This is a genomic window from Microbulbifer sp. CAU 1566 (assembly GCF_023156515.1).
Taxonomy (GTDB): Bacteria; Pseudomonadota; Gammaproteobacteria; order Pseudomonadales; family Cellvibrionaceae; genus Microbulbifer.
In genome coordinates, this window is sequence record NZ_JALNMG010000005.1 from 415,092 (window position 1) to 429,683 (window position 14,592).

Genomic DNA, 14,592 nt, shown 5'->3' on the forward strand with positions numbered 1-14,592 from the left:
TAGAAAAAGATTCCAAAGTCAGTGCTCTGTAGGCACCCGTCCGAAACCCCCTTCCATTTCAGCGGCCAGGAACGACATGACCACCCAGGCAGCCACATTCTGCTTGAGGTTCTTAGGGTCCACCTTGTCCAGCGTGTCATTGGGCGTGTGGTGGTAATCGAAATAGTCGGAGCCATCCTGGAAAAGTCCCATCGCCGGAACACCGCGCGCCACGAATACACTGCTGTCGGGGCCACCGTAGGACTTGTTGTTGCCGCGCTCAATACCCAGTGGGGCCAGCAGCTGCATCATCTGGTCGGCAATCGCGAACTTGCTCTCGGGTATACGAGTATCGAAACGCCATACCTTACCGGCACCGAAATCGGACTCGGAAACCATGATGATCTTGTCCAGGTCATTTTCATGAGCTTCCACATACTGCTTGGCGCCGACCAGGCCGATTTCCTCGGCACCAAACAGCACCACGCGCAGGGTGCGGCGCGGGCGCTGTGGCAACTCGGCGATCAGGCGTGCGGTTTCCATCACGATGGCCACCCCAGCACCGTCATCGAGGGCACCGGTACCTTCATCCCAGCTGTCGAGATGCGCACCGATCAGCACCACTTCTTCCGGCTTTTCCCGGCCGACCACCTCACCAACGACGTTGAACGATGGACCGTCGGCGAGCGGCTCATTGTGCACATTCAGCTTCACTTCCACCGGCTTGCCGCGCTTGAGCATGGCTTCCAGCAGATTGGCATCCGGCGCAGACAGCGCCAGCGCCGGTATCGGGTTTTCCACGCCATCGACGGTCATCATGCCGGTGTGGGCGAAGCGGTCGGAATCCGTGCCCACCGAACGCAGCAACAACGCCGCAGCGCCCTTCTCTGCCGCAGCGCCCATACCTTTTCGGCGGCCGGCAGATGCAGGACCATAGCCTTCACCTGTACGCGCGCGCTCCATACGCTTGTTCACAAAGGCAATCTTGCCTTTAACCTTGCGCGCCGGGGCTTTGATCAAAGCTTCCACATCCGCGAACTCCACGATCTCGGCAGTGAGACCACCTTCCGGCGTTGAAGCCCCATAACCGAGAGAAGTGGCAACCAGCGGCTGCGGGAAAGGCGCGGTCACTTCCGCGTGGGCGTGGCCGCGAGCCCAGCGCTTCACGTCAATCTGTTCGGTATAAACCCGGTCAAAGCCCAGGTCTTTCATTTTCTGCTGCGCCCAGGCGACGGCACGCTCGTCCCCTTTGGTGCCGGCGCGACGCGGGCCCACTTCTACAGTGAGTGACTCCACCAGGCTGTAGGCATCGGAAGATTCCAGTGCGCGGTCGCGCAACACTTCCGCGACGGAAAGGTCTTCCTGCTTGAGCGGCGCCGCCTGGGCGGTGACCGCCAACAGGGCCGCGGCAAAACCAGCGGTCATCTTCTTCAATGGTTTCAATACCTGGTGGGACATTGGGCTCTCCAGTTACTACTTTTTGGAATTGTTTGGGTTATTGATTTGTTCAGGGATTCGTTCGCTGCCCGTGCCAGCTAATTGGCCAAGCGGGTCTTAATAGTCTTCGCGTTCTTTACTCTTCCGCTGGCAGTGCCAGCAGGCGTTCGCGCACATCGCGCAGGCGCTGCAGCCCGGTCTCGGAAAACAGATACGGCATTTTGCCGGTGTATTCCGCTTCTTCGATTTGCAGGCACTCGAGCCGTAATTGCTCCAGGGGCGGGTCGTGGCGCACCGGGTAGCCCGTCAACACCCGCCATTCGTTATCGTCCGCCTGCCCGGCAATCACATCTTCCAGCCCCTGCTGGAATTCTGCGCGCTCCATCCGAAAGCGCGGGGTGCGCATGTGCATCAGCCCCCAGACAATCAGGGCAAATACCGCAAAGGAAACACACAGGGTAATGACGATGGTCATCCCTTAGACCTCCAGCAACAGCCTGATTGCCACCGCCAGGGTAGCGAGAATGATGACCGGCTTGACCAACCCGGCACCGCGGGCGATTACCAGGTTGGAGCCCAAGCGCGCACCGACAAACTGTGCCACAGACATACACAGTGCCAGTGCCCACAGCAGATGCCCGGCCATCATGAAAATCACCATGGACGTGGCGTTGGTTGCGAGCACCAGGGGTTTGGTATGTGCGGTCGCCTTGCGCATGTTGTACCCCAACAGGGCCGCAAATGCGAGGGCGTAAAAGGACCCCATGCCCGGTCCGAAGAAGCCGCCATAAAACCCGATACCGCCACCGATCAGCAGATTAAAGCAACCGTTACTCAGCCGCGGTACCGTGTCCACGTCCGAGATGCGCGGCGAAAAGGCAAAATAGAGTGCGATCGCAATCAGCAGCACGGGCAGCAGCGTTTGCAGTAACTCGCCACCCAACTGGGAAACCGACCAGGTCCCCAGTGCCGACCCGGCAATAGCCGCTAAGAGGCCCGGCCACAGTGGTCGCAGGTCCAGGTGCCCTTTCTGGAAAAAGTTGAGCGCCGACGACAGGGTACCGAATACGCTCTGGAATTTGTTGGTTCCCAGGGCATCCAGCGGGGGAATACCGGCCCACAAAAGCGCCGGTAACGTCAGCATGCCACCGGCGCCGGCAATGGAACTGATGAAGCCTGCGGCAAACGCTACCGCAGACAGGATCAGGTAGAGCTGCGGACTGAGGTTACCGGCAATCTCCACCATAATCCCAGCGGTCAGGCCGCGTCGACAAAGTCAGTTTGGTTTTCCGGGTTGCGCCCACGGTACTTGCTGAAGCGCTTCTGAATTTCGTGCATGTCGGCTTCCAGGTTACCGGTGGGGCGGTACAGGGAGTCGATACAAATACGCTTGGTCGGGAAATCCCAGGCTACCAGCAGGATTGGCACATCCGACGCCTGGGCGATGCGCAGAAAACCGTTTTTCCATTTGCTGGCTTTTTTGCGGGTACCTTCCGGAGTAATGGCCACCCACATTTTTTCATTCTGACGGAACTGGCTGGCAACCTGCTTGGCCATGCCCCCCGCCGCTGTGCGATCCGTTGGTATACCACCGAGCCACATGAACAGGCCCTTGAACGGGAAAAAGAAGGCTTCTTTTTTCATCAACCAGGAAGCCTTGAGACGCAGTGCCATGATAAATGGCATCGCCACCACAAAATCCCAGTTGGAGGTATGCGGGGCCAGCGCCACCATCAATTTTTTCTCCGGCGGGAATTCGCCATCGAATCGCCAGCCGAGCATCTTCACAATCAGCAGACCAATGCCTTTGGTCAGCGCGTTCCCCCCGCGCGGCATTTCTTCGGGGAGCTGTGCGGGGATCGTCGTTTTTTTTACGGCTGTCACGATGAAATCTCTTTACTGATTACTGCAAGTAAATGCAAACGCTATTAGTGTTCCCGCGTCGCATAGAAGCGAACATCGGGGTAACGCTCTTCCGCGAGTTGCAGGTTCACGCGGGTCGGCGCCAGATAGGTCAGGTGACCGGAACCATCCATTGCCAGATTGATGCTGGCCTTGCGCTTGAAGTTTTCCAGCTCCTTGACACTGTCGCTGTCGACCCAACGCGCGGTATTCACATTGACGTTTTCGTATATGGCTTCCACCTTGTACTCGTCTTTCAGACGGTAGGCCACCACTTCAAACTGCAGCACCCCCACGGCGCCAACGATGATGTCGTTGTTATCCAGCGGGAAAAATACCTGGGTGGAACCCTCTTCCGACAACTGCTGCAGGCCTTTCTGCAGCTGCTTCAGTTTCAATGGGTCCTTCAGGCGAATTCGGCGGAACAGTTCCGGGGCAAAGTTGGGAATCCCGGTAAACTTGAGGCTCTCACCTTCGGTAAACGCATCGCCAATCTGGATGGTGCCGTGATTGTGCAGGCCGATAATATCGCCGGCAATCGCCTCTTCTACATGGCTGCGGTCGCCGGCCATAAAGGTTACCGCATCGGCGATCTTCACATCTTTGCCGAGGCGCACATGTTTCATCTTCATGCCGCGGCTATAGGTTCCGGAGCAGACGCGCATAAATGCGATGCGGTCCCGGTGCTTCGGGTCCATGTTTGCCTGGATCTTGAACACGAAACCGCTGAACTTGTCTTCACCGGGCTCGACGATACGCTCGTTGGTCTCCCGCGACTGCGGGCCCGGGGCCCACTCGACAAAACCATCCAGCATTTCGCGCACACCGAAATTGCCCAGCGCGGTGCCGAAAAATACCGGTGTCAGCTTGCCTTCCCGGTACTCGTCCAGGTCAAACTCGTGGGTAGCGCCGCGCACCAGGTCGATTTCCTCGCGGATATCGTCCGCGTACTCGCCCAGCAGCGCGGTCGCCTCATCGGAGTCCAGCCCCTGGATCTGAATATCATCCGGGATGGTGTGCCCCTGGCCCTGTTTAAACACATGGATGATGTCGGAGTACAGGTTGTACACGCCCTTGAATTGCTTGCCGGAACCCAGTGGCCAGTTGATCGGCGCCGCCTTGATATTCAGTACTTCTTCAATCTCGTCCATCACCTCGATAGGATCGCGGATATCCCGGTCCAGCTTGTTGATAAACGACAGGATGGGTGTGGTGCGCAGGCGGCAGACGTTCATCAGCTTGATGGTGCGGTCCTCGACACCCTTGGCGCCATCGATGACCATCAACGCGGAGTCCACCGCGGTCAGTACCCGGTAGGTATCTTCCGAGAAGTCTTCGTGCCCCGGGGTATCCAACAGGTTGACCACCCGCTGCTTGTAGGGGAACTGCATCACGGAGGAGGTCACGGAGATTCCCCGCTCCTGCTCCATGGTCATCCAGTCCGAGCGCGCATGAGGGCCCTTCTTGCCCTTTACCGAGCCCGCCAGCTGAATGGCATTCCCGAACAACAGCAGTTTCTCGGTCACCGTGGTCTTACCGGCGTCCGGGTGGGAAATGATGGCAAAGGTACGGCGGCCGTTGATGCCCGCCAGATTTGAAGACTGACCCATAATGCAACTTGAGACTGGATAAAAAACAGGCGCGCATTATACACGTCTGTCGCCGCGGAATCGCTGGAAATGGTGAATTCAGCAGCCTAGACTGCGGCTACTTTGCGACCCGACCAGCGGGGTCGCCACAGATCTTCGAGCAGGAGGTGAATAGTGAGTCAGGAACGTTTGGAAGCACTGCAGCGGGCACTCGCACAACAGCAGATCCAGGGCTTCCTGGTACCGCGCTGCGATGAGTACCAGAACGAGTATGTACCCGCCGCGGATGAGCGCCTCGCCTGGCTCACCGGTTTTACCGGCTCTGCCGGTCTCGCCGCCATTGCCCACGACCGCACCGGCCTGTTCGTGGACGGCCGCTATACCATTCAGGCGGAGCAGGAGATCGGCAGCCAACCCATTGAGCAGCGGACGCTGACGCCTGTGGATATCGGCAACTGGTTGAGTGAAGCCCTCAAGGAAGGAGATGCGCTCGGTTACGACCCGCGTCTGCATACCGAGCTGGGTTTGGCGCCATTGAAGAAGCGACTGCAAGAGTGTGGTATTCAGTTGCGCGCACTGGAAACCAACCCCATCGACGGCATTTGGGAAAATCGTCCCGCCACTCCCTGCGGCAGCGCACGCCCGCATCCGCAGACCTTTACCGGTGAGGATGCCGCCAGCAAACGCCAGCGCATCGCCGAGCAGCTCAGGGCCAAAAAACAAGACGCCCTGTGGCTAGCCAATCCGGAAGTCTGCGCCTGGCTGTTTAATATTCGCGGCAGCGATATCCCCCACCTGCCCGTCGCCCTCTCGATGGGTTTCCTGTATCGCGATGGCACGGCCACCCTGTACCTGGCGGAACAGGCCACCAGCGACGCCCTGCGCCAGCACCTGGGCCACGATGTGGAGATCGTCAGCGATAAATCCGCACTGTTTGCCGCCGCCGAGCGCCAGCATGTGCAGCAGGTGTGGGCTGATCCGCTACTCACCAACTGCTGGACCCTGTACCAGCTCAGTAACCGGGAAATTCAGATACTGCAGGAACGCGATCCCATCACCGGTGCCAAGGCCGTGAAAAACAGCGTTGAACTGGAAGGTAGCCGCGCAGCCCATATTCGCGATGGTGCCGCACTGTGCGAATTTCTTGCGGAATTACCCGGCGCGGTTGTCGGGGATAATTTTGGCGAACTGGAAGCGGTAAAGCTGCTGCGGGAAAAACGCGAGCAGCGGGAAGGATTCACCGACGACAGCTTTGATTCCATTTCCGGCTATCGCGGCAACGGTGCCATAGTGCATTACCGGGTCACACCGGAATCCAGCCTGCCCATGACTGCCGAAGGTATCTACCTGATCGACTCGGGGGGGCAGTACCCGGATGGCACCACTGACGTCACCCGCACCGTGGCACTGGGCGACTTCCCGGCACCGGCGAAAGATCACTTTACCCGGGTATTGAAGGGGCATATTGCCATTGCCAGTTTGCGCTTCCCTAGCGGCACCTGCGGCGAACAGATCGACGCCTTCGCGCGCAAGCCTCTGTGGGATGCAGGTCTGGATTATGCCCACGGTACCGGTCACGGTGTCGGCAGTTTTCTCAGCGTGCACGAAGGGCCGCAGCGCATTGGCAAGGCAAATAGCAATGTCGCCCTTGAAGCCGGCATGATTGTCTCCAACGAGCCGGGGTTTTACCTGACGGGCGAATACGGCATTCGCATTGAGAACCTGATCTTTGTGAAAGAAAGTGCAAAATATACAGGCTTTCTAGAATTCGAGGAGCTGACGTTGGCGCCGATTGACCGGCAACTGATTGAGCCGGCCTTATTGGACGATGCGGAATTGGACTGGCTGAACCGCTACCACCAGAAAGTACGGGATACCCTGATGCCGCTAGTGAATGAGAAAACGCAAGCGTGGCTGACAGCTGCCACCCAACCCATCCAGCGCCGTTGATTTGCGCTACTGCGGTCCTGCCAGCTGCGGCGGTTTTTGCAAAAACGGCAGCAGCTCCGCCAACACTCGCCGGCTGACCTCAGGCTCCAATGCGTGTCCCATTCCCGCAACCGCTAAAAACTGCGCACCACGGATTTTTGCCGCGGTGTCGCGCCCGTGGTCGATGGGAAGCAGCGGGTCCGCTTCGCCGTGAATCACCAGCGTAGGTGCGGTGATTTCTTCCAGTAACCGGGACCTGTCGCCACTGGCGAGAATCGCCAGAAATTGCCGCACTACACCATCTTCATAAGTGCCCCGATTCAGCACACGCCCGGCCAATTGCCTGGCGTAACCTTCACTGAAATATTCCGGGGAACCGATAGTGCGGGCGATCAAAACCCGGTTGGCCAGCTGCTGCTCCCGGCTCAATCCGGATTCCGCCCCTTTGGACATTGCGGCAATGGCTTCGCGTTTCGGCTCTGCCAATCCTGGCGCCCCAGAGCTGGACATAATGGAAGTAAAACTAATCACCCGCTGTGGATATCCCGCCACCAATACCTGGGCGATCATGCCGCCCATGGAAGCACCTACAATATGAGCACGCTCAATATTCAGTGCGTCCAGTACACCTATGGCATCGCCCGCCATATCTTCAAGAGTGTAAGCAGGCTCCGGTGTAAAGCCTACCCTGTTCCGCACCAGCGCCCACCACACCGGTGGCGCGGATAGCTGGTAATACTTTTGCGACAGGCCAGCGTCGCGATTATCCAGCAGCACAACGCGATAGCCCTGATCCAGCAGGCCCTGCACCAGGGTATCGCCCCAGTGCAGCATCTGTGCGCCGAGGCCCATAATCAGCAGTACTGTTTCCGATTCATCTTGCGACTCGCCACCGGTGGGGTGCATATCCTGAAATGCGATGGCGGTATCGTTGACCGTCGTAAAGTGAATCGGGTAGCGGTCAAACGGGCTTTCTTCTGCGTGTATCGGCCACACAGAAAGGGCCAGCAATATCAGTAACCAGCGGCCAAACATTTTCATCACATTTCACTCACTGTCTTAACTCGCAGTCTTAACTCGCAGTCTTAACTCGCAGCCGCCTCACTTTGCTGCCACTGCATCCAGCTCAGCCCCGCGCTCACCGAGGTATCGACGCAACCACCACCAAGACACAGCGCCCAGTACCAGGTTGGAAATCACAGTAGCCACGAACAAACCCTGGATTCCCCAGAATCTATTGCCGAGCCACGCCAGTGGCAGGTAGAACCCCAGCACCCGCAGGAATGAAATCAGTGTTGCGGGCAAAGGATGCCCCAGTCCATTGAACGCCGCATTGGCAGACATGACAAACCCGTAGCCCGCATAGCTGATTGGCACCAGGCAGAGGTAGGCCACCGCAACCGCGAGCACCTCGGGAGAATCACTGAACAGGGTCGCCACTGGACCGCCGAGCAACCAGAGCAGCACGGCAAGCCCAATGCCAAAAAATATGCAGAAGCGCGTCAGTACCGATACGGTTTGTTGCAAGCGCTCGTGTTGACCTGCCCCAAAGTTCTGCCCCATAAATGGCCCCACAACGGATGACAGGGCGTAAAACACAATCAGTGCGACCGGCTCGATACGCAGGGCAATCCCTAACCCCGCAACCGCATCCGCACCGTGTGCAGCGACCAGTGCCACTACCACGCCACCGGACATGGGAATAATCACATTGGTCGCCATCGCCGGTAGCCCAACGGCCAGCAAGGTTCGCCAGGATCTCTTAAGTTGCGACCAGCGCCAGCTGGGTAGCGCAAGGATTTGTTCGCGACGAACCAGTATGTACAACGCAATGGCAAAACTGAGACCGCGCGCGATGACCGTCGCCAGCGCCGCCCCCTGTAGTTCCAGGCGCGGAAAACCAAGGAGACCGAAAATCAGTAACGGATCGAGCACCAAATTAAAAAATGCAACGGCCATCATAATGCGCCCGGTCACGGCGCTGTTGCCAATGGCACGCAAGGCCGACAACGCCACCATCGGAACAACGGCAAATACCGCCCCCAGGTACCAGGGCACCATATAGTCTGCAATAAGCGGTATCAGCGATTTTTCAGCGCCAAGCAGATGGAATAGCGGTTCAATGGTCATCAGTCCGGCGCAACTCACAACCACAGCAATCAACGTGGCCAGCAGTGCGCCATCTGACACCAGTCGACGCACCTGCTTCATATCTCCCGCCCCGTAGGCCCGCGCTACTGCAGAGGAAGTGCCAGCGCCAAGGCCGATAGCCAGTGCATTGATCACCATCACCACAGGAAAGGTAAAACTCATGGCCGCCAATGGCCTGCTACCCAACTGGGCAACGAAATAGGTATCCACCACATTGAAGGACATGGTGGCGAGAATTCCCCAGACCATGGGCAGGGCCAGGCGACGCAGGTGGCCCGCTACTGGACCTTCAAGCAGGGAGGGTTGGCTACGATGAGTTGGCATGATGTATCCGGGGTGCCTGAAAGGCGGAATGGGGTTACTGCGATTGCATCAATGTTAAATGCATCAAAATCGGTAGAGCTGCGGCCTACAATATCAGACTCATCAACAGCGCGTCTTCCCGGCTACCGTCCGCCTTCGGATAATAGTTTTTTCGGCGGCCGTCTTCGGAAAACCCGAGCTTGTGATAGAGCCCGCGCGCCGGGCGGTTGGATGCGCGCACTTCCAGCAACACACGCGCAATATCCTCCGGGAGCTGTTCCAGCACCTGCTGCAGCAGGCGGGCGCCCAGGCCGCGGCGGCGCCACTGGGGTGCGACCGCAACATCGAGAATTTCCACTTCATCAAAGACCAGGCTGGTTACACAGCAGGCCGCAATCTGCCCACCCTTCGCACGTAACACCCAACATGTATGACCGGAATTCAGGCTATCCCGGTACTGGCCGGCACTCCACGGGTGGCTATGGGCATTGCGAGCCAGTGCCGCCAGATCGTTGCAGTCGGCGATTTCCGCGCGCGCGAAGGTGAATTCCGGCACAGGTCCAGAGTCGGGAGTCAGCTCAGAAGAAGATGGAGTCACAGGGGATTACCGCGATCGGCCAGAATTGAAGAAAGCTTAGCGGCGGGTCTGCTCGGGGTAGAGCATGCGCAATTGCTGCCATAGGGCGCGCTTGCGCGCAGGTTCCGTGAGCAGCTCCGTCAAGCTCGGCATCGCAATCACAGGCACCCCTTGCCAGTCGACAACCGCTTCATCCAGGGCCACCGGGGCGCAATAGTCCTGGGCCTGCTGCCCCATCAACCAGATGGATTTAACCGGTTTCCGCGCACAGGCAGCCTCCAGCCAGCTACTGCAAGTATCGCGGGCATCGGCCGCATCGGCTGCGGTGGCGAAAGGGTTTTCAGCAAGTGGCCACTTGAGCTTGTCCCGCCGGGTCTCCAGCTGATGCCAACCCAGTGCGCGCGCGATGTTGCCGAATAGCGATTCCACCGGTAGTGCCAGGCCCGGCTCGCGGCTATCGACCGCCAGCACTTCCTCACCCAGCCACCAGCAGCTCAGCACGAAAGGCTTGATGCTTTGCTGGGGCGGGGCCACCGGAGTAGCTTTCGAAGGGGCTGCAGCAATCCTGGTTTCGGTAGTGATACTGCCGATGACCCGGCTGACATCCGGGGAAGGTTTTGCCGAAGTTGCCGGGGTTGGCTCCGCGGCAGAAACAACCTGCTCCCGGCCAGTATTTATCAAACTGGCCTTTTCCGGCGCAATGTCCGCGCCGATGGCAGCCATCACTGCCGCCGCCGGCGCAACCTCAGGAATATCTTCCACTGGCGGCGGCAGCGGCGCCTGTCGCGGTTCCGGCGCCTGCGGCAGGCGGAAACGCGGCATATAACTGGTAACACCCAGTGCCGTTAAATATTCCGTCCGCTGCAGTTCGTTCACGCTTGCTCTGTCTCCACTAGCCGTCGGTCAATTATACGCCTTGCGGCTTGCTATTCTTGCTGGCGAGCAAGTTTAAAGCATCCAGGTACGCTTTTGCGGATGCGACCAAAATATCGGTATCCGCACCCACTCCGTTGACCAGTCGGCCATCGCGTTCAAGGCGCACCGTTACACTGCCCTGGGAGTCAGTACCCTGGGTTACCGCATTCACCGAATAGAGCTTCAGATCTGCATTGCTGCCGACTACGGACTCAATGGCCTTGAAGGTTGCGTCTACCGGGCCGCTACCTTCCGCGCTGCAGCTGCAGTTTTCGCCATCGATAAGCAACTGCAGATGTGCCTGCGGGTTGCTACCGCTTTTACTGCGTACTTCCAGATCTGCCAGCTGGTAGTGCTCTACCGGGTCGGCGGCGCCGGAGATGAGTGACTGCAGGTCCTCATCAAAAATCTCGTGCTTTTTATCGGCGAGATCCTTGAAGCGCTGGAACAGCACATTGAATTCCGCCGGATCCGCAAAGCTGACGCCCAGCTCCTCGTAACGGGCTTTGACCGCTGCGCGCCCGGAGTGCTTGCCCAGCACCAGTCGGTTCTGGCCCCAGCCTACATCTTCCGCCCGCATAATTTCGTAGGTCTCGCGATGCTTGAGAATACCATCCTGGTGGATACCGGATTCGTGGGCAAACGCGTTAGCGCCGACGATCGCCTTGTTCGGCTGTACCGGGAAACCGGTGATCGAAGAAACCAGACGCGACGTCGGCACAATGTGCGAGGTATCAATACGGGTTTCCACCGGGAACAAGTCCTGGCGAGTCCGCACCGCCATCACTACCTCTTCCAACGAGGCATTGCCGGCCCGCTCGCCGAGGCCATTGATGGTGCATTCCACTTGCCGTACACCGTTCATTACTGCTGACAGGGAATTGGCAACGGCGAGGCCCAGGTCGTTGTGGCAGTGCGTAGAGAAAATGGCCAGGTCGGAGTTAGGCACGTTTTCGATCACGCGCTTGAACATGGCACCGTACTCGCCGGGCTCACCGTAGCCGACGGTATCCGGAATATTGATGGTACCGGCACCAGCCTTGATCACCGCCTCAATGATACGGTACATGAATTCAGGCTCAGAGCGACTGCCGTCCTCGAGTGAAAATTCCACATCATCCGTAAATTGTCGCGCGGTTTTAACGGCTTCCACCGCCTGGCGCAGCACATCTTCCGGCTCCATCTGAAGCTTGTACTTCATATGAATCGGAGAGGTGGCAATGAATGTGTGGATACGCGCGGAATTTGCCTTCTTGAGCGCCTCACCAGCGCGAATGATGTCCGGGCCAACGGCGCGAGCGAGTCCACATACGGTGGAATCCTTAATTGTCTCAGCGACCGCCTGAACTGCTTCAAAATCACCCTGACTGGCAATTGGAAATCCCGCTTCAATCACGTCCACCTTCATGCGCTCGAGCATGGTAGCAATGCGGATTTTTTCCTCTTTGGTCATGGATGCGCCGGGGCTTTGCTCGCCGTCGCGCAGGGTAGTATCAAATATGACTAATTTATCTTTTTTAGTATTCATGAGGGCTCTTCTCCTAGTCTGGCCCGAGGCTAAACAGCGGTAACGCCGCTGTCTATGCGCTGCTCAAATTAAGTACGGAATTCTGTAGAGAGGTATGGGGATAAAATTATATGCCGCGAAGGGGCAGTCGTAGCAGGCGCGCTAGTAGTAGGGGGGCAGCGGAGATCGCAATCTCAGAGAAGGAGTTTGAAGCTATAGGTCCGGTGGATTGTTTTCCCCGGACCTGCACTATCGAGTCGATTGGGATAGTGGAGAACATGGCTGCCGCTTTAATAATTTCGGTTGAAAGAATAGTAGGGTGAAATTGCCCACTGGCATTTCACCGCCCACCCCGGGGTTAACACCGGGACAGACGCGCAAACTATAAGCCGCAGAGCAGACTGAAATCAACACTCATCCTATTTTTAAAGGTAAACCAGAAGATATAGACAAAACTTGATTCTCAATAAGTAAAAATGCTAGATGATCATCCTAATTTTTAATATTAGCCTGCAGCGCATCCAGTAATACCCAGAGCTCCCGGTGCAAGGCAGATAGGCGTTCGGGCGCCACACCCAACTGGCCGAGCGCAGCCTCTCTCCATACCTTCACTTTGGACTCCAGACCCCGCCCGGTATCTGTGATTGAAACCAGTGTCACTCGCTCATCCGCAACCCCTCGCCGGCGGGTCAAAAGATTTTGCATTTCCATACGCTTCAGCAATGGTGTCAGCGTGCCGGAATCTAACATCAGTGACTCACCGAGCGCGCTAACCGTCCACGCGTCCGACGGTTTACCCTCCCTGCCCCACTGCCAAAGTAATAGCAGCACCAGGTATTGTGGATAAGTGATTCCGAGCTCACGCAGCATCGGCTGGTAAGCCCGGGTCATTGCTCGGGAGCTGGCATAGAGTGCGAAACACAGCTGCCGATCCAGGCTCAACGGCTCGCTGTGTTCCCCACCACTTTTTTGGGGGGTACCAGGTCGACTCAAAGTAGCTTCTCTACCGCTGTAGCCAGTGCTTCAGGTTTATCCTTGGGTGCAAAGCGATTCACAACCTCGCCATTTCGGTTCACCAGGAATTTAGTGAAATTCCACTTGACCCCTTCAGTACCGAGTATTCCGGGCGCGGCCTTCTTCAGATGCGTAAACAACGGGTGAGCCTGCTCACCATTCACATCCAGTTTTGCATAGACCGGAAAGCTCACGCCAAAATTCAGGCTACAGAACTCCTGGATTTCACTATCACTGCCAGGCTCCTGCTTTCCAAACTGATTGCAGGGAAAACCCAGGACCATAAATCCCCGGTCCTGATAGTCGCGATACAGATCTTCCAGCCCCTGGTATTGAGGTGTGAAACCGCATTTGCTTGCGGTATTTACAATCAGCAATACCTTCCCTTTGTGCTCTTCCAATGTGGTGGGCGTACCATCCGCGGTCTGTAGAGGGATTGAATATAAATCTGTCATTTTGAAACTCCTCCAAAGTGTATTTTCCACAACTATATTGTGCACAATTAAAATTGCAACCCCAAAGCTAGACGCCATATGTAGGCAAGGGAGCAGCAAGCTTCTTGTGGATTGATTTTGTTGAGAATTTTTTAGTTATACACAGGTACGTTACCCACAAAAACTCTGGATAGAGTTGTGAATAAGTTTGGGATAGGCGGTTTGAGTGGCGTGGTTGCTGGGTTTCGGTAACCGTTTAAAAATGCGTCGGTAACCTGGCAGCCATTATTTGGTAATAAAATCGGTATAAAAAAGCCCCGGGTACTTGCGCGCCCGGGGCTTTTTTATGCTCGATCGGTGGAGCAAACCACAATGAAAAAAGCCCTGACCGCGAAGCGATCAGGGCTTTTGAATAGAAACCTGACGATGACCTACTCTCACATGGGGAATCCCCACACTACCATCGGCGATGTTGCGTTTCACTTCTGAGTTCGGCAAGGGATCAGGTGGTTCCACAACTCTATTGTCGTCAGGCAAACTGGCTTGGGTTGGCTTGGTCTTATGGGTCTTTCTATTGAAGAGAGCCCTGCGCTGCCTGTTATCGCTGTTTGCCTCGGTCATTCTGGTGACCGGCGATAACCCCAAATAAGTCGGTAAAACACTCTGTAGTAATACACCGCAAGTCGATCAATCGAACGTTGCGTCTCTCGGCTCACAATCCGCTGATCGTTAGATCAGTCAATCGTTAGTAACCATCTCTGTTGTATGGTCAAGCCGCACGGGCAATTAGTACTGGTTAGCTCAACGCCTCACAACGCTTCCACACCCAGCCTATCAACGTGGTAGTCTTCCACG

At 57.0% G+C, this 14,592-nt stretch carries 13 protein-coding genes and 2 rRNA genes; 1 reads left to right on the forward strand and 14 read right to left on the reverse strand.

Annotated elements, in window-relative coordinates:
• Window positions 1–18 precede the first annotated feature (18 nt).
• The 5 genes from M0G74_RS14660 to M0G74_RS14680 form a co-directional block, all read right to left on the reverse strand.
• Entirely contained in the window at window positions 19–1,437 is a 1,419-nt protein-coding gene (locus tag M0G74_RS14660) for a M20/M25/M40 family metallo-hydrolase (protein WP_248219100.1), read from the reverse strand.
• Between the two features lie 115 nt (window positions 1,438–1,552).
• Window positions 1,553–1,891: a hypothetical protein gene (locus M0G74_RS14665; protein WP_160154481.1), complete on the reverse strand. Its 339-nt coding sequence runs from the start codon at window positions 1,889–1,891 to the stop codon at window positions 1,553–1,555.
• A gap of 3 nt (window positions 1,892–1,894) precedes the next feature.
• Complete coding sequence (locus M0G74_RS14670; protein WP_248219103.1) at window positions 1,895–2,662, reverse strand: TSUP family transporter; 768 nt, start codon at window positions 2,660–2,662, stop codon at window positions 1,895–1,897.
• 11 nt (window positions 2,663–2,673) lie between these two features.
• Complete coding sequence (locus M0G74_RS14675; RefSeq protein WP_248219105.1) at window positions 2,674–3,300, reverse strand: lysophospholipid acyltransferase family protein; 627 nt, start codon at window positions 3,298–3,300, stop codon at window positions 2,674–2,676.
• Window positions 3,301–3,344: 44 nt separating this feature from the next.
• The gene (locus M0G74_RS14680; protein WP_248219106.1) at window positions 3,345–4,928 is read right to left on the reverse strand and encodes a peptide chain release factor 3; all 1,584 of its coding nucleotides are present in this window, start codon (window positions 4,926–4,928) and stop codon (window positions 3,345–3,347) included.
• 153 nt (window positions 4,929–5,081) lie between these two features.
• On the opposite strand from M0G74_RS14680, the gene M0G74_RS14685 reads away from it, so the two are divergent.
• Window positions 5,082–6,857, forward strand: coding sequence for an aminopeptidase P family protein (locus M0G74_RS14685; RefSeq protein WP_248219107.1), 1,776 nt, complete (start codon window positions 5,082–5,084; stop codon window positions 6,855–6,857).
• Between the two features lie 6 nt (window positions 6,858–6,863).
• Here the strand turns inward: M0G74_RS14685 and M0G74_RS14690 are convergent, their stop codons facing one another.
• The 9 genes from M0G74_RS14690 to M0G74_RS14730 all read right to left on the reverse strand — a co-directional run.
• Complete coding sequence (locus tag M0G74_RS14690) at window positions 6,864–7,877, reverse strand: alpha/beta hydrolase (RefSeq protein ID WP_248219126.1); 1,014 nt, start codon at window positions 7,875–7,877, stop codon at window positions 6,864–6,866.
• A gap of 60 nt (window positions 7,878–7,937) precedes the next feature.
• Window positions 7,938–9,311: an MATE family efflux transporter gene (locus M0G74_RS14695; RefSeq protein WP_248219110.1), complete on the reverse strand. Its 1,374-nt coding sequence runs from the start codon at window positions 9,309–9,311 to the stop codon at window positions 7,938–7,940.
• Between the two features lie 85 nt (window positions 9,312–9,396).
• The gene (gene rimI, locus M0G74_RS14700) at window positions 9,397–9,888 is read right to left on the reverse strand and encodes a ribosomal protein S18-alanine N-acetyltransferase (RefSeq protein WP_248219111.1); all 492 of its coding nucleotides are present in this window, start codon (window positions 9,886–9,888) and stop codon (window positions 9,397–9,399) included.
• Between the two features lie 36 nt (window positions 9,889–9,924).
• The gene (locus M0G74_RS14705) at window positions 9,925–10,743 is read right to left on the reverse strand and encodes a uracil-DNA glycosylase family protein (protein WP_248219113.1); all 819 of its coding nucleotides are present in this window, start codon (window positions 10,741–10,743) and stop codon (window positions 9,925–9,927) included.
• A gap of 31 nt (window positions 10,744–10,774) precedes the next feature.
• Window positions 10,775–12,310, reverse strand: a complete 1,536-nt coding sequence (locus M0G74_RS14710; RefSeq protein WP_248219114.1) for a 2-isopropylmalate synthase — start codon at window positions 12,308–12,310, stop codon at window positions 10,775–10,777.
• A 471-nt stretch (window positions 12,311–12,781) separates the two neighbouring features.
• Window positions 12,782–13,231 carry a MarR family transcriptional regulator gene (locus tag M0G74_RS14715; RefSeq protein ID WP_248219115.1) on the reverse strand — a complete coding sequence of 150 codons (450 nt, stop codon included), beginning with the start codon at window positions 13,229–13,231 and terminating at the stop codon, window positions 12,782–12,784.
• Between the two features lie 47 nt (window positions 13,232–13,278).
• Window positions 13,279–13,758, reverse strand: a complete 480-nt coding sequence (locus tag M0G74_RS14720) for a glutathione peroxidase (protein ID WP_160154489.1) — start codon at window positions 13,756–13,758, stop codon at window positions 13,279–13,281.
• Window positions 13,759–14,155: 397 nt separating this feature from the next.
• A 5S ribosomal RNA gene (gene rrf, locus M0G74_RS14725) occupies window positions 14,156–14,271 on the reverse strand.
• A 231-nt stretch (window positions 14,272–14,502) separates the two neighbouring features.
• Window positions 14,503–14,592: ribosomal RNA gene (locus tag M0G74_RS14730) — 23S ribosomal RNA — on the reverse strand; the annotation flags it as partial.